General features: G+C 77.1%; 15 protein-coding genes and 1 riboswitch. Of the genes, 14 read left to right on the top strand and 1 reads right to left on the bottom strand.

Annotated features, from left to right (window positions below; genetic code table 11):
- The first annotated feature begins 31 nt into the window (after window positions 1–31).
- From F1641_RS22365 to F1641_RS00205, 3 genes are all read left to right on the top strand, one after another.
- The gene (locus F1641_RS22365) at window positions 32–712 is read left to right on the top strand and encodes a metal-dependent transcriptional regulator (protein ID WP_194902506.1); all 681 of its coding nucleotides are present in this window, start codon (window positions 32–34) and stop codon (window positions 710–712) included.
- A 136-nt stretch (window positions 713–848) separates the two neighbouring features.
- A riboswitch (cyclic di-AMP (ydaO/yuaA leader) is annotated at window positions 849–1034 on the top strand.
- Between the two features lie 53 nt (window positions 1035–1087).
- The gene (locus F1641_RS00200) at window positions 1088–1909 is read left to right on the top strand and encodes a C40 family peptidase (RefSeq protein WP_194902507.1); all 822 of its coding nucleotides are present in this window, start codon (window positions 1088–1090) and stop codon (window positions 1907–1909) included.
- A gap of 277 nt (window positions 1910–2186) precedes the next feature.
- Window positions 2187–2687: an HNH endonuclease gene (locus tag F1641_RS00205; RefSeq protein WP_194902508.1), complete on the top strand. Its 501-nt coding sequence runs from the start codon at window positions 2187–2189 to the stop codon at window positions 2685–2687.
- Window positions 2688–2703: 16 nt separating this feature from the next.
- On the opposite strand, the gene F1641_RS00210 is transcribed toward F1641_RS00205, so the two are convergent.
- The gene (locus tag F1641_RS00210) at window positions 2704–3105 is read right to left on the bottom strand and encodes a DUF192 domain-containing protein (protein WP_206690347.1); all 402 of its coding nucleotides are present in this window, start codon (window positions 3103–3105) and stop codon (window positions 2704–2706) included.
- Window positions 3106–3257: 152 nt separating this feature from the next.
- Here F1641_RS00210 and F1641_RS00215 point away from each other — a divergent pair, with 152 nt between their 5' ends.
- From F1641_RS00215 to F1641_RS22660, 11 genes are all read left to right on the top strand, one after another.
- Window positions 3258–5228: a hypothetical protein gene (locus tag F1641_RS00215; RefSeq protein WP_194902509.1), complete on the top strand. Its 1971-nt coding sequence runs from the start codon at window positions 3258–3260 to the stop codon at window positions 5226–5228.
- Window positions 5229–5422: 194 nt separating this feature from the next.
- Complete coding sequence (locus F1641_RS00220; protein ID WP_194902510.1) at window positions 5423–6235, top strand: hypothetical protein; 813 nt, start codon at window positions 5423–5425, stop codon at window positions 6233–6235.
- A complete protein-coding gene (cpaB, locus tag F1641_RS00225; protein ID WP_194902511.1) occupies window positions 6232–6969 on the top strand; it encodes a Flp pilus assembly protein CpaB in 738 nt (245 codons plus the stop codon). Before F1641_RS00220 ends, cpaB begins: the two co-directional genes overlap by 4 nt.
- The gene (locus F1641_RS00230) at window positions 6969–8831 is read left to right on the top strand and encodes an AAA family ATPase (protein WP_194902512.1); all 1863 of its coding nucleotides are present in this window, start codon (window positions 6969–6971) and stop codon (window positions 8829–8831) included. Before cpaB ends, F1641_RS00230 begins: the two co-directional genes overlap by 1 nt.
- The gene (locus F1641_RS00235) at window positions 8828–9184 is read left to right on the top strand and encodes a hypothetical protein (protein ID WP_194902513.1); all 357 of its coding nucleotides are present in this window, start codon (window positions 8828–8830) and stop codon (window positions 9182–9184) included. The genes F1641_RS00230 and F1641_RS00235 overlap by 4 nt, the downstream gene beginning before the upstream one ends.
- Window positions 9181–9549: a TadE/TadG family type IV pilus assembly protein gene (locus F1641_RS00240; RefSeq protein WP_194902514.1), complete on the top strand. Its 369-nt coding sequence runs from the start codon at window positions 9181–9183 to the stop codon at window positions 9547–9549. The genes F1641_RS00235 and F1641_RS00240 overlap by 4 nt, the downstream gene beginning before the upstream one ends.
- A gap of 76 nt (window positions 9550–9625) precedes the next feature.
- Window positions 9626–10933 carry a CpaF family protein gene (locus F1641_RS00245; protein WP_219729459.1) on the top strand — a complete coding sequence of 436 codons (1308 nt, stop codon included), beginning with the start codon at window positions 9626–9628 and terminating at the stop codon, window positions 10931–10933.
- Window positions 10930–11895 (top strand): type II secretion system F family protein, encoded by a 966-nt coding sequence (locus F1641_RS22655; RefSeq protein ID WP_194902515.1) that lies wholly within the window; start codon window positions 10930–10932, stop codon window positions 11893–11895. Before F1641_RS00245 ends, F1641_RS22655 begins: the two co-directional genes overlap by 4 nt.
- A 1-nt stretch (window position 11896) precedes the next feature.
- Entirely contained in the window at window positions 11897–12799 is a 903-nt protein-coding gene (locus tag F1641_RS00255; RefSeq protein WP_194902516.1) for a type II secretion system F family protein, read from the top strand.
- On the top strand, window positions 12796–14067 hold the full coding sequence (locus F1641_RS00260; protein ID WP_194902517.1) for a histidine kinase: 1272 nt from the start codon (window positions 12796–12798) through the stop codon (window positions 14065–14067). The genes F1641_RS00255 and F1641_RS00260 overlap by 4 nt, the downstream gene beginning before the upstream one ends.
- Window positions 14064–14759: a response regulator transcription factor gene (locus F1641_RS22660; protein WP_194902518.1), complete on the top strand. Its 696-nt coding sequence runs from the start codon at window positions 14064–14066 to the stop codon at window positions 14757–14759. The genes F1641_RS00260 and F1641_RS22660 overlap by 4 nt, the downstream gene beginning before the upstream one ends.
- The last annotated feature ends 7 nt before the right edge of the window (window positions 14760–14766 follow it).

Raw genomic sequence — 14766 nt, forward strand, 5'->3', positions numbered from 1 at the left:
GGACGCGTTCAGGAAGAGGCAAGGGGCTGGCGTGAGCGACCTCATCGACACCACCGAGATGTACCTCAAGACGATCTTCGAGCTGGAGGAGGAGGGCACGGTCCCGCTGCGCGCGCGGATCGCCCAGCGCCTGCAGCAGAGCGGGCCCACCGTCTCGCAGACCGTCGCGCGGATGGAGCGCGACGGCCTCGTCGTCGTCAGCGGCGACCGCCACCTCGAGTTCACCGCCCTCGGCCGCGACCGCGCCACGCAGGTCATGCGCAAGCACCGCCTCGCGGAGCGGCTGCTGATCGACGTCATCGGGCTGGAGTGGGAGTACGTCCACGACGAGGCCTGCCGCTGGGAGCACGTCATGAGCGAGCGGGTCGAGCGCCGCCTGCTCGACCTGCTCGAGGCCCCCAAGGAGGACCCGTACGGCAACCCCATCCCGGGGCTGGCCCAGATCGGCGGCACCGACGTGCCGGACACCCTCGACGGGCTCCAGACGCTGGTGGCCGCCGCCACGGCGACGCCGATCGAGGTCCAGGTGCGCCGCGTCGGCGAGCCGGCGCAGGCCGACACCGCCGGGATGCACCGGCTCTCCGCCCTCGGGCTGCGGCCGGGGGGCACCGCGACCGTCACCCGCGTCGCCGGCGGGGTGCTGGTCGGGGAGTCGCGCGAGGTGCTGACCGACGACGTCGCCGTCCACGTCTTCGTGGTGCGCACCGCCTGACCCGTCGGCCCCACCCGGCCCACAGGTGTGTGACCCAGGTCACGTTTAGCCACATCTTCGAGATCCCAAGACTGAGAGTCACGCGTCATTACTGTCTGTCTTACCTCGAGAGCGAGCTCGCGGGGGACGCACCGGGCGCCGAACCCTGCCACCGGATGCGGTCGGACGGACACCGCTGGCAGGGGCGGGGGACCCATGAACCACGGGGCTCCCGGTGGAGCTCCTCGGGGTGCAGCGCGCACCCGGCCGGCGACCCCGGTGGTGCGCGCCAGGCGATGACCTCCGCCTGAACCCGACAGCTCACCCCGCAGGCGTCGGAGAGGCCCAGACGCCATGACCGTGAGCAGCAGGCCCGCAGCCCGCCACCGTCGCCCCGTGCGCACCCGCACGCCGCTCGCCCTCATCGGCGACGCCGTCGGCAGCGGCGCCTCGAGCAGCGTCCGCCGCTCCGCCGTCATCGCCGTCAGCAGCGGTCTCCTGGTCACCATGGGCCTGCCCGTCATCGCGTCCCCCGCGCTGGCCGCCGACGCCCCTGACGCGACCGCCTCGCAGCCGGCGTCGGGCTCCGGGGTCAGCGCCCCGGCCAAGGCGCAGGTCAGCTTCGCGCTCACCTCCCTGACCACGGTCGACGCCGGTCAGTACCGCCAGGACGACCAGGCCGCCGCCGGTGAGCGCGCCGCCGTCGCCGAGCGCGCCTCCCGCGCCAGCGCCCGCTTCGCCGCCGTCCAGGAGGCGCGCGCGGCCAGCGCCCGGTCCGCGACCACCGCCGGCACGGCCGACGCCCCCGACGAGACCCCCGACGGCGGCGGCTCGGACAGCGACCCGGCCCCCACGCCGACCGTCGCCCCCGCCGGCACGTCCGTCATCGACGTCGCCAAGCGCTACACCGGCATCAAGTACCGCTTCGGCGGCACCACCCCCGCCGGCTTCGACTGCTCCGGCTTCGTGCGCTACGTGTACGCCCAGGTCGGCGTCGACCTGCCCCGCACCGCCTCCTCGCAGGCCGCCGCCGGCACCCGCGTGTCCGCCTCGGAGGCCAAGGCCGGCGACATCGTCTCCTTCACCGGCAAGGGCGGCGTCTACCACAACGGCATCTACCTCGGGAACGGGAAGATGATCGACTCCCCGCGCACCGGCAAGTCCATCGACGTGCGCGACGTGTGGTCGTCGTCGGTCGTCTTCACCCGCGTGGCCTGAGGTCGCGCGACCAGCAGGCGAACACCGCGTGAAGGGGGAGGCCCCGGAGCGCCTGCGCGTCGTACAGTGCGCACGTGGTACCGCCACACCCGCCGCAGCGGGTGCCCGCCGAGACGGGCTCCGCGCTGCGCAGCGACCGGCACCACCGCAGTCCGAGTAGTCCCAGCAGTCCTCGCGGTCGCTGGTTGTCTCCCTCCGCGAGCAGCCCGACCACCGTGCCGACAGGCGCCGTCCCCCTGGGGACGGCGCCTGTCGCCGTTCTGGAGGGGGTCGTCCGATGAGGACCCTGGTGCTGAACGCCGGCTACGAGCCGCTCGCGGTGGTGCCCCTGCGCCGCGCGCTCGTCCTCGTGCTGGCGGGCAAGGCGAGCGTGGTGGTCGCCGACGAGGTGCCCGTCGCCTCGACGACGGTCGTGCTGCCGCGACCCGCCGTCATCGTCCTGAACCGCTACGTGCGCGTGCCCTTCGGGCGGGCCGTCCCGGTCTCCCGGCGCGGGGTGCTGCGACGCGACGGGCACCGCTGCGGGTACTGCTCGCGCCCCGCCAGCACCGTCGACCACGTCATGCCCCGCAGCCGGGGCGGCCGGGACACCTGGGAGAACCTCGTGGCCTGCTGCCTGCGCTGCAACGGCGTGAAGGGCGACCGCACCCCCGAGGAGATGGGCTGGCAGCTGCGCTCGCGGCTGCGGGCGCCGCACGGGGCGGCGTGGCTGCTGCGGGGCAGCGAGCACCGCAGCCCGCTGTGGGGCGGGTACCTGCCCGAGCTCGACGCCGCCTGAGCCGCCCCGAGGTGGCTCAGGCGGTGCCCACCACCGAGCCCGGGCCCAGGCCCCACGCCGCGAAGCTGCCGACCTCGGCCTCGAGCGTCGACCGGGCGCGCAGGCGCGGGCGCGACCAGCGGCCCGGGGCCAGGGTGCGGACCGCCGTGCACCGGCCGCGCCGGTCGAGGAAGGCCACCTCCAGCGGGTAGGTCATCCCGACGGTGTGCACCGCGCCGCAGCGGGTGATCCAGAGGGCCCCGTCGACCCCGCTGCTGCCGAGCAGGCCCGTCCGGCGCTCGCTGCGCGAGCGGGCCACGGCGACGGCGGCCACGGCCAGCCCGTCGACGACGAGCGTCTGCGGGCCGGGTCCGAAGACCGGGGCGGCCCGGGGCGTGGCCGGCGGGGCGGCCAGCGAGGTGATCGGTGCGGGGGTCACCGCGCCATCGTGTCTCCCGCGGGGGACCGCCCGCGAGGGCCCTGGGGCCCTGCTGAGGAGCGGTCGGGCAGCACCGGCTCGTCCGGTGCGGGGCCCCGCACGGGGCCCTCAGGCCCTCGGTCGGGCGGGGGTGCGCCCTCCACGCTCCCCCCGTGCTCTCCACCACCTCCTGGCGCGCCGTCGCCGCCGCCGCCCTCCTCGCCCTGACCGGAACGCTGGTCGCGGGCCTCCTCGTCGCCCCGTGGGCGGTGGAGCAGGTCATCCCGCCCGGGACCCGCCAGCTCGACGACTCCCTGCGGGCCGCGGTGCTGGGGCTGTCGGTGGTCGTCTCCAGCCCGGTCCGCCTGGCGGCGGGGGCGCTCGCGGCGCTGCTCGCGCGCCGGTTCCGCGGCACGGACGCCCGGCGGCAGGCGCTGCCGTCCGCGCTCCTGGGCGTCGGTGCCGGGTGGGCCCTGTACGTGGCACCGCTGGTGCTCTGGAACCTCGCCGGCGGCCCCGCCCTGCCCTCCGAGCTCTGGTGGGAGCTGCCCCGGTGGCTGGTGGAGGGGTCTCTCGGCGCCCTCGCCGTCCCCCCGGGCCGGGCCCGGACCCGGACCCGACGTCCCGCGCTCAGCGGAGACCGGGGGGCTGCCAGCGTCGAGTACGCCGGCGTGGTCTTCGTCGCCGCAGCGCTCGTGGTGGCCCTCGCGGCGGCGAGGACGGGGATCGGCCGCAGCGTCGTCGAGCGGATCTGCGCCGCGCTCGACGCCGTCTGCGCCCTCGTGGACAGGGCGGACGGCCCCGACGTGGTGTGCCCCGTGTTCCAGTCCGAGCACACGAACGGCTACGAGGTGTCGGCCGCGTACCTGGGCGTGCGCCGCGAGGACGGCGACCGGTTGACGGTCCAGAGCGACGGCTCCGCCCAGGTGCGCCTCGTGCAGAGCGCCACCGCTGGCGTCGACGCGACGGCGGGGAAGCTCGCGTTCAGGTCCGGCCCGAGCAAGACCGGGGCAGGGGGAGGGACCGGGGGAGGGGCCGGGGCAGGGGGCGAGCGAGGGGGAGGGACCGGGGGAGGGGCCGGGGGAGGAGGTGGGGGCGAGGAGCTGGGGGGCGCGGAGGTGACGGCGGAGGCGAGCGTCCGCGCGGGGGGTGACGTCGCCCTGCTGTTCGACTTCCGCGAGGCCGACGGCGGGGCGGTCGCCGCCCAGGACTTCGTGGACCACCAGCGGGGCGCCCTCGGACAGGCCGCGGACGCCGTGGTCTCGGGGCGCCAGCTCTACGCCCAGGGCTTCCACGAGGCGCGCCACAGCGCGCAGGAGCGGTGGTGGGACCTGACCACCCGCTGGGGCGCGGGGCCGACCGACGAGCAGCGCGCCGCCGAGGACCTCGCCTTCCGCAACGGCGGTGCCGACGCCGTCGAGGTCTCCCTGGTGGCGGAGGCTGCGGCGACGGCGTCGGGTGAGGTGCCCGGGGGTGGCGTCGAGGCGGGTCTGAGCGCCGAGCAGCGGCTGACGGCGACGGTCTCGCTCCACGACGACGGCCCCGGCCGGCCCGCCTCCACGGTCACCGGAGCCCTGGGAGGTGGTGCGTCGGCCGGTGCCTCGTGGGCGCCCTTCGGGGAGGGGGTGACCGCTGCCGGGGGCGCGGGAGGCGCGGCGGCGGCCTCGGGCGAGTGGAGCACGACCTTCGACTCGCAGGGGAACCCCCTGGAGCTCGTCGTGACGACGGAGCGCGCCTCGTCAGCGGGCGGGGAGGGCACGGCCACCGTGGAGAGCTGGAGCCTCGACCTCACCCGACCGGCGGACCGGGCCGCGTTCGACCGCGCCTTCACGACGTCCACGGTCCCCGTGGCCGGTCTCAGCGTCACCGCGCCGGTGCCGACCCTCGACCGGGAGGCGACGGCACGGCTCGCGGCCCGGCTGCTCACCCGCTCCCGGCACCAGGAGCTGGTCTACGCCACCTCCAGCGGGACCGACGGCGCCGGCGGCCGCGCGAGCGGCGACCTCGAGCTGGCGGGCAAGGTCGAGGGGACCGGGCTGCAGTACGACCAGCAGCGCACCGCGCGGACGCTCGTCGGCGCGACGGGCCAGGACCTGGCCGCCGGCGAGGCGGTCCACCCCCTGGCGGGCTGCGTCAGCCCCTGACCGGTTTGTGACCCTGAGTGATCACGGGTGTCACCCTCGACTGTCACCCTTAGTGATCTTGTCGGCCGGGCGGATGCACCCGATCCGTGGGCGGAGCGAGCTCCTGCCGTGCCGAGAGGTCGCAGTCGTGCACAGTCCGTGATCGTCCCGGCGTGATCACCAGCGCCTCGTCGTCTCTCTCCGTGAGGAGCTCCGTGCGCGCTGACATCACCACCCTCGGCTTCGCCGCCGACCCTCGCTCCGCCCTCGCGACGCCTCCCGCGCCCGTGGACCCCTTCGAGGCGCTGGTCTCGCACCCCGCCGGCGACCACCTGGTGCTCGCCTGGCTCCCCGGGATCGCCGGCGGAGCCCGCGGCCTGGCCACCGCGAGGGCGCTCGCGGGCCGGCGCGACCTCGTGGTCGAGGTGGTGGACGCGCCGGAGCACGCCGACGAGGCACCCCTGACCGCCGCCGTCGCGGTCGCCGCCGTCCTGCGCAGCACCGGCGCCGACGTGCCCCTGGCGGCCCTCGTGCCCCTGGCGCGGGCAGCGGCGGCAGCGCTGCAGTCCTGGCGCGTGGTCGGGACGGTCGCCGCCCTGGGCCGCCCCGCGCCGTCGCTGTGGCAGCACGCCCTCTCGTGGGTCCCCGGCACGCGGTTCACGGTCGACCTCGCGGGAGGGTCCGTGACCCGCGGCGTGTCACCGCGCCCGACCGCCTCCCGCCGTCCGATCGGGCCGGCCTGGGCCGCTCACACCGGCGCCGCCGGGAGGACCTGGGGCGAGGAGCTGCTGGCCCGCGCCGGCGTCCGCGCCCTGGACGTGAGCGCCTGCGGCCGGCCCGACCGCGCGGCCCGGCCCCTCGCCGAGGTCAGCGTGCTGACCGCTCCGCTGGAGCAGCTGCTCGCCGACCCGGCGGTCGCCGCCGTCGAGCCGTGCCGCGGCTGCCACCGACCCACCCCCACCGGCACCTGCCCGTTCTGCGGCCACCACCGGGCCGCCGGCACCACCTCCGAGGAGCACCCCGCATGAACCCCCGCCAGCGCCGCGGTGCGCTGCTCGTCGTCGTCGCCCTGGTGGGCGCGGTCGCGGTCTTCGCCTCCGTCCTGTCCTTCGTCTCCTCGGTGAGCGCCAAGGTCGGGCCGCTCGTCGGCGTCGTCGCCCTCAGCCACGACGTCCCCGCGTTCACCGCCCTCACCCCCGCTGACGTCACCGTCGTCGACGTGCCCCGCCAGTGGGCTCCGGCCGGCGCCGTCCTCGACGCCGCCTCCGTGGTCGGCCTCGTCTCGCCGAGCGCGCTGCCGGCCGGCACCTACGCCCAGACGGGGATGTTCGAGACCTCACCGGGCGTCGCCGACGGGTACCGCGAGGTCGCGATCCTGGTCGACGCCGAGACGGGCGTGGCGGGCAAGGTCAGCGCCGGGGACAGGGTCGACGTCATCGCCACCACCGCGGCGGACGGGCCCTCGGGCGGCACCGGCACCGCCACCGCGGACGCGCCCGCGGCACCGGCCACCGCGCAGGTGTGGGTCCAGGACGCGCTGGTGCTCAACGTGGGCGTCGTCCAGGACGTGCAGGCCGACACCACCGGGGGCCTCACCGAGGGCAAGGCCGTTCCCGTCACCTTCGCGCTCCCCGTGGCCGACGCGCTGCGCCTCGCCTACGCCGAGAGCTTCGCCGTCAAGGTCCGCCTCGCGCTGCGCGGCGGCGGCGACGACGCACCGATCGCCACCGACCAGCAGGTCTTCACCGAGGGGAGCCGCTGATGGCCACCAGCATCGTCCTGGCCACCGATGACGAGGCCCTGCGCGAGCACGTCGAGCTCGTGGTCGACGAGAGCGCCGACCTCGTCCTGGCCGCCGTGGTGCCCGACCTCGACCGGCTCGCGGAGGCCCTCGGCGCCGCCGACGTCGACGTGCTGCTCCTGGACGAGCGCATGGCGCGCGTCTCGCTGCGCGACACCGTGCGCGACGCCTCCACCGCCAACCCCTTCGCCGGCGTCGTGGTGCTGACGCCGGAGACCTCCGAGCGCACCTCCGCGGAGCGGTACGCCGCGGCCCTGGAGGCCGGGGCCCGGTCGACCATCGCCTTCCCCTCGTCCCTGGACGACCTGCGCACCCGGGTGCAGCAGGCCGCCGACTGGGGCCGCTCGCTGCGCGCCCACGTCGGCGGCGACCAGCGGCGCGCCGGCACCCGGGGGCGCCTGGTGGCCCTCGCCGGGGCCAAGGGGGGCGTCGGCACGAGCGTCATCGCCACGCTCCTGGCCCGCGAGGCGCTGAGCTCCGCGCCGTCGGTGTGCCTGGTGGACGCCGACCTGCGGGGCGGCACCCTCGGCTTCTACGCCGACGTCACCGCGCGGCGCACCCTCGCCGACCTCGCCGAGGTGGCCTCCGACCTGACCGGTCGCAGCATCCGCGAGGTCGCCGTCGAGCACGAGTGCGGGCTGGTGCTCGTGCTCGCGCCCGAGGAGGTCGAGCGCGCGGAGGACCTGACCGCCGACGTCGCCCGCGCCGTCTTCAGCCACCTGCGCTCGCACTTCGACGTCGTGGTCGTCGACTGCGGCTCCGACCTCGACGAGGCCCGCGCCATGGTGATCGAGCTCGCCGACGAGGTGGTGCTCGTCACCAGCACCGACGTGGTGGCGCTGCGCGCCGCCCGCGCCGCGCTGGCCACGTGGGAGCGGCTCTCGGTGCGCACCCCCGAGGGGGTCCGGCTCGTGCTCAACCGCGTCAGCCGGAAGGTCGAGGTGCAGCCCGACCTGGTCAGCCGCGTCCTCGGGCTGCCCGTCACCGCGGCCCTGCCCGCGGCCTTCTCCGCGCTGGAGGCACCCCTGAACGCCGGGCGCCTGCTGCACGCCCCGCCGGCCGCCCTGGCGCCCGCGGTCGCCGCGCTCAGCGCCGCGACGGGCCTGGCCGCTCCCGCGGCGGTCCCGGCGCGACGGCGCGCGCGCCCCCTGCGCGACCCGCGACCGTCGTCGGGGCCGGACGAGGCCGGTCCGGGCGAGGCCGGCCCCGGGCGCGCCCCGCGGCGGTCCCGGAGCGCTCGCCGCCCCGGGGCCACCGCTCCGGCGGAGGTCGCGGCGCCGGTGACCGGGTACCTCCTCGAGGAGACCCCCCTCCTGGTGGCCGCCGCGCCGGTCCCGCCGGCTCCGGTCGCGGTCCCGGTCGCTGCTCCGGTCGCTGCTCCCGTCGCTGCTCCGGTCGCTGCTCCGGTGGCACCCATCCCGGCACCCACCGCGGCGCCTGCGCCGGCCGTGCCGCAGGACGACGTCTGGGCGCCCCCGACCCCCGCGCCGGCGAGGGCCCGAGCGCCCCGCCGCTCAGCGCCCCCGGCGCCGCCCGCGCAGCGGACGCCCCCGCCGCCGGCACCGGTCCGGGTGGTGGACCCGTGGGCCCCGCCGACCCCGTCGGCCGCGGTGCGACCGCCGGTGGCTCCGAGCCCGGGGGCGACCCCGCCGGTGTGGAACCGCGTCGACGGCTCGGGCGACCTCATCGCCCGCATGGGCGACCCCCGCGGCTCCTCTCCCCGGCGGTCGCACCCGCTGGTCGCACCCTCCGTCGACCCGGCAGTCGGTCCGGCAGCCGACCCGGCGGCTGAGCCGCCGGCCGGGCCCGGGGCGGGCCGGTGAGCCCGCGCGATCGCCGTCCCCGCGGTGACGGCGGTCAGCTGCTCGCCGAGGCGCCGGTGGTGTTCGCGCTCGTCCTGGTCGTGCTGCTCCTGTGCCTGCAGGGCGTCCTGTGGGCGACGACGGCGCTGCTGGCGCGCCACGCGGCCTTCGAGGGGGCCCGCGTCGCGGCCACCAGCCCCCTCGACGTCGCAGCTGCTGCCCGCGCGGTGCTGCCCGCTGGGTGGTCCGCCAGCGGCGTCCGCGACGCCGGCGGGGCCGTCGCCGTCGACGTCGTCGGGCCCGTGCTCGTGCCGGGCCTGACCGACGTGCTGACCATCACGGCGTCCGCCCCCGTGGTCGCGGAGCCCCGGTGAGGGCTCGAGCGGTGCGCCGCGCGCGGACGGACGCCGGGTCGCTCGCCGTCGAGCTCGTGGCCGTGGTCCCCGTGCTGCTGGTCGTGACGCTCCTGTGCGTCCAGGGCTTCGGCGCCGTCTCGGCGGTGGAGGCGACCCAGCGCGCGGCGCGCGACGCCGCGCGCGCCGCCTCGCTGGGGGAGGACCCGGTCGCCGCCGCGCGCGCCGACCTGCCCCTGGCCGGCGAGCTGCGGCGCGTGAGCACCGGCGGCGGCTGCGGTGACGTCTGCGTCCGGGTCGACGTCGAGGTGCCGCTCGGCGTCCCGGGGTTCGTGACCCTAGTGCGGCTGCCGGTGAGCCGCACCGCGGCCATGCCGGCCGGCTGACCCGCACCAGCACAGCACCAGCACCAGCACCGACAAGACCAGCCAGACCCATCCCAGTCCAGCGGAAGGGGGCGCCGTGGCGCTCAAGGACCGGGTGCCCGTGCGCACCCCGAACGGCCGCAGCCGCGACGCCGACGACGCCGACGCGATCGCCGTCTACCGCGAGCGGCTGCTCGCCGAGCTCGACCGCTCTGAGCTCGCGGCCCTCTCGCACGACCAGCGCCGGCTGCGCCTGGAGCGCCGCATGGGCGACGTGCTCAGCCTCGAGGGGCCGGTGCTGGGAGACCGGGACCGCGCCGCGATCATCCGCCGCGTCGTCGACGACGCCCTCGGGCTGGGCGTGCTCGAGCCACTGCTCGCCGACCCGAGCATCACCGAGATCATGGTCAACGGTCCGCGCGACGTGTTCGTCGAGCGCGACGGGCGCCTGCAGCGCCACCCGATGAGCTTCAGCTCGGACGAGCACCTGCTGCAGACCATCGACAGGATCGTCTCGGCGGTGAACCGCCGGGTCGACGAGTCCAGCCCCATGGTCGACGCGCGCCTGGCCACCGGTGAGCGCGTCAACGTCGTCATCCCCCCGCTGGCGCTGGACGGCCCGTCGCTGACCATCCGCCGCTTCCCGCGGCCGTTCCGCCTCGACGAGCTGGTCGGGCGCGGCAGCCTCGACGCGGCCCTGGTCGACCTGTTCGGCGCGCTCGTGCGGGCCCGGCTGAGCGTCGTGGTCTCCGGCGGCACCGGCACCGGCAAGACGACCTTCCTCAACGCCCTCTCGGGCCTGGTGCCCGGCCACGAGCGCATCGTCACCATCGAGGACGCCGCCGAGCTGTCGCTGCAGCAGGAGCACGTGGTGCGGCTGGAGTCGCGGCCCGCCAACGTCGAGGGCCGCGGCCAGGTCAGCATCCGCGACCTGGTCCGCAACAGCCTGCGCATGCGGCCCGACCGCATCATCGTCGGCGAGGTCCGCGGCGGCGAGGCCCTGGACATGCTCCAGGCGATGAACACCGGTCACGAGGGCTCGCTGGTCACCGTGCACGCCAACGCCGCCGAGGACGCCCTCGGCCGCATCGAGACCCTCGCCGCGATGAGCGAGCTGGCGCTGCCGGTCGACGTGCTCCGCGACCAGGTCAACACCGCCGTCGACGTCGTGGTGCAGCTCTCCCGCGGCGCGGACGGCTCGCGGCGCGTGGTGGAGGTGGCCGCCCTGGTCTCCCGGCACCGGGAGCCGTACGCGCTGGCGCCGCTGGCCACCTTCGAGGCGGCACCGCCCGGACCCGACCGCGTCGTGGCCGGTCGGTGGGTGCACCACGAGCTGCCCCAGGCCGTGGTCCGCCGGCTGCTCGCCGCGGGCGAGGCCGTCCCGGCGAGCTGGGGCCGGTCGTGACCACCCCGCCGGGCAGCGCGCTGGCAGCGGTGTGGCCCGCCGGGCCCGTCGAGATCGCCGTCCTCACCCTGCTGACCCTGGTGGTGGCCGTCGTCGCCGCCGCGGTCGTCGACGGGGCCCGCGCCCGCAGCCGGGCCGTGGTCGCCGTGGCGGGCGGCGCGTCGGCGGACCCGCTGGCCCGCCTCCTCGCGAGCAGCCGCCGCGGCTTCGCCCGCACGCGCCTCGGCCGGGGCCTCGCCGACCGCCTCGCGGGCGGCTCGGTGCGCCTGGCGCCGCTCGACTTCGCGGCCCTCGTGCTGGGGGCCGGGGTGCTGGCGGCCCTCGTCGTCCGGCCGCTCCTCGGCGTCGTCGGGGGCCTGCTCGTGGTGGCGCTCGCCGTGGTCGGCGCCTCGCGGTGGCTGCAGCGCCGCCGCGGCAAGCGCGTCGAGGCCTTCGTCGGGCAGCTCCCAGAGGTCGCCCGCGTGATGTCGAACGCCTCCGCCGCAGGCCTGTCGATGCCGACCGCCGTCGGCATGGTGGCCCGCGAGGTCGCCGACCCGGCGGGGACGGAGTTCCGCGTGGTCTCCGAGCAGATGGCGCTCGGCGCCAGCCTCGACACCGCCCTGCTCGACCTCGACCGCCGCCTGCCCTCCCGCGAGCTGCGCGTGCTGGTCCGCACCCTGGTGATCCAGCGGCGGTCCGGCGGGGCGCTGTCCACCGCGCTCGCGGGGCTGGCCGGGACGCTCGAGCAGCGCAAGGAGCTGCGGCGCGAGGTCATCACCGCCGTCTCGGGCGCGCGCTTCAGCGGTGTCGTGGTGGCGCTGCTCGGCGTCGTCTCCGTCTTCGTCATGAACCTCATCTCGCCCGGAGCGCTCGACGCGCTGGCGACCTCCGGGCCCGGCCGCCTCGTGCTGCTCGCCTCGGCCGTGCTGTTCGCCGTCGGCGGGCTGCTCATCCGCCGCCTCACCGACCTGGAGGTCTGACGTGGCCCCGCTGCTCCCGCTCGTCTTCTCCCTCGCCGCCGTGGCCAGCCTGGGCACCCTCGTGCTGGGGTGGCGCCTGCTGCGCGCCACCGGCCTGGAGCAGGTGGAGCGCGGCCTCGCCGTCGCGGCGGGCACGGCGACCGAGCGGCCCCGCCTGATGATCCGCGTGGTCGACGGGCTCGGCCTCGCCGGCCAGCGGAGCCTGCTGCGCCTCATCGGCGACGCGCGCCTGAGCCGCATCGACCACCTGCTCGACGCCGCGGGCCGGCCGGAGGCGCTGACGACGGCCTCCCTCGTCCGGCGCGAGGCCGGCTTCCTGGCGCTGGGCCTGCTGTGCGCGGCGTTCCTGCTGCTCGGCGGCCGCTCGGCGCTCGCCGTCGTCACGGTGCTCCTCGCGGCCGGCTGGATGCCCGCGTGGCTGTGGACGGCGGCGCGGCGCCGCCAGGCGCAGGTCGCGGCCCAGCTGCCGGACTTCCTCGACGTGCTCGCCGTCACCGTGAGCGCCGGGCTGAGCCTCAAGGCCGCCATGGAGCGCGTCTCCGCCGCCGACGGCGGCCCGCTGGGCGAGGAGGTCGCGAAGGTGCTCGACGACATGCGCTACGGCGAGAGCCGCCGGCGCGCCCTGGAGCGGCTGCGCGAGCGCAACCCCGCACCGTCGGTGGTCACCTTCGTCACCGCGATGCTGCAGGCCGAGGAGCTCGGCACGCCCATCGCCGGCGCGCTGGGCGACATCGCGGCCGAGGTGCGGCGCGAGACCGCGCAGCGCGTGCGCCAGCAGGCCGCGAAGGCGGCGCCGAAGGTCTCCCTCGTGGTGACGACGTTCATCGTCCCCGGCTCGGTGCTGCTGATCGTGGCGGCGATGGTGCTGGCGAACCTGCCGAAGATGCAGGCGCTGTTCTCGTGAGCGCCGTCGTGGAGCCCCGTGGCGAGGAGGCCGCCGCCCTCGCCAGCACCGCGCGCACCGTGCTGGACCTGCGCCTCGCCTGCGTCGCGGCAGCGATGCTGGTCGTCGCCCAGCGGCCCGAGGCGCTGGGGCAGGCGGGGCTGCTCGCCCTGGCGCTGCCCGTCTCCCTGGTGCCGGTGCTCGCCTGGCGACGGGTGGCCCGCGTGCTGCTGCGCCGGTGGGAGCCCGTGCTCGCCGACAGCGCGCTGTCGGGGGCGCTGCTCGCGCTCGTCTCCTCGGACGCGGTGCAGGTCCTCGCGGGCGCGACCGTCTTCCTCGCCACCCTGCTGCGCGGCGGGGTGGGGGGCCTGGCGGCGCTCGGGTTCGTCGTCGCCGCCCAGGTGCTCAAGGTGGGGCGCGGCACCGCGACGCTCGTCGACGCCTCGGCGCACACCGCCGTCCTCGCGGGTCTCGCCTGGGCGGCGCTCCACCTGCGCCAGCTGCTCGTCGACCGCGCCGTGCTGCGTCGCGAGGTCGAGGACGCCCGCGTCGCCGCGGTGCGCCACAGCGAGCGTTCGCGCCTCGCCCGCGACCTCCACGACTCCCTCGCCAGCACCCTGCACGGCGTCCACCTGCTCGCCGGCGCCCTCGAGAGCCGTCTGCTCGCCGGAGCGCCCCTGCCCGAAGCGGCGCAGCGCGCCGGAGAGGTGGCCACCGCCGCCGCGCGCGCTCGTGGCGAGGCCCGCGCGCTGCTCACCGACCTCCGCGAGCGATCTGCGCCCGACCTGCTCGGAGCGCTCGACGACGTCGTCGCGGCCGCCGCGGCGCGCGGGGTGCGCGTCCGGGTGAGCTGCGACGCGCCGCTGGCGCTCGCCACCGCGGCCGTCCACGAGCTGTCCGGCGCCCTGGGTGAGCTGGTCGAGAACGCGGTGCGCCACGGCGGGGGCAGCGACGTCGTCGTCGCGCTCGAGGCGGGGTGCTCTGGTGGTCCGCGCGTCCTGCGGTGCACCGTCACCGACGGCGGTCCGGGGCTCCCCGGCCCGCTGGACCTCGCCGCTCTGCGTCGCGCCGGCCGCTTCGGGCTGGTGGGGGTGCACGAGCGGCTGGAGGCCCTCGGGGGGACCGCTGCCTTCGAGCGGCCCGCCTGCGGGGGGCTGCGCGCCGTGCTGACCGTCCCCCTCGACCGCGACCAGCAGCCCCCGGTGGCTCCTCACCGGGTGCGGGTGGCCCGTCTGCTCCCCGCGCCGCGCACGCGCGCCACCCCCTCCCCGAGAGGAGCCGCCTCGTGAAGGTGCTCGTCGCCGATGACAACCCGGTCGTGCTCAGGGGCATGGAGGTGCTGCTCGGCGACAGCGGCGCGGTCTCCGGGGTGCTGACCGCGTCCGACGGCGAGCAGGCGCTGGCGCTGCTCGCCGAGCACCCCGACGTCGACGTCGTCTGCCTCGACGTCCGGATGCCGCGGCTCGGCGGCCTGGGGGTGCTCGACGAGGTGGCCGCCAGCACCCCCTGCCTCATGCTCACGCACTCCGAGGAGTCCGAGGTCGTGGCCGACGCACTCGCCCGCGGAGCCCGCGGCTACCTGGTGCACGGCACCTTCGAGGTGCCCGAGCTCCTCGCGGCGCTCCACACCTGCCGCGCCGGCGGGCTGGTCCTGGGGAGGGTCGCCGCGGCGGCCGTCCTGACCGGCGGGGCGGCGCGTCCGCCGTCGTCGGGCGCTCCCGCGGACCTGCCCGAGGACGCCTCCACCGACGGTGACCGCATGCGCGACCTGCTCACCGACCGCGAGGCGGAGATCGTCGACGGGGTGCTCCAGGGCCTGTCCAACGCGGCCATCGGCCAGCGGCTGTACCTGTCCGAGAAGACCGTCAAGAACAACCTCAACCGCGTCTACGCGAAGGTCGGCCTCGGCAACCGGGTCGAGCTGGTGGCGGCGTGGCACCGGCGCGCCGTCGCCCCCGTCAGCGCAGGTCGCGGCTGGTGAGCCGGGC

It is taken from the genome of Quadrisphaera sp. INWT6 (assembly GCF_015390235.1).
GTDB lineage: Bacteria > Actinomycetota > Actinomycetes > Actinomycetales > Quadrisphaeraceae > Quadrisphaera.

Excerpts from the sequence above, each read along its gene's own strand:
- F1641_RS00205 (WP_194902508.1), top strand. The coding sequence starts at position 2,187 with ATGAGGACCCTGGTGCTGAACGCCGGCTACGAGCCGCTCGCGGTGGTG.
- cpaB (WP_194902511.1), top strand. The coding sequence starts at position 6,232 with ATGAACCCCCGCCAGCGCCGCGGTGCGCTGCTCGTCGTCGTCGCCCTG.
- F1641_RS00230 (WP_194902512.1), top strand. The coding sequence starts at position 6,969 with ATGGCCACCAGCATCGTCCTGGCCACCGATGACGAGGCCCTGCGCGAG.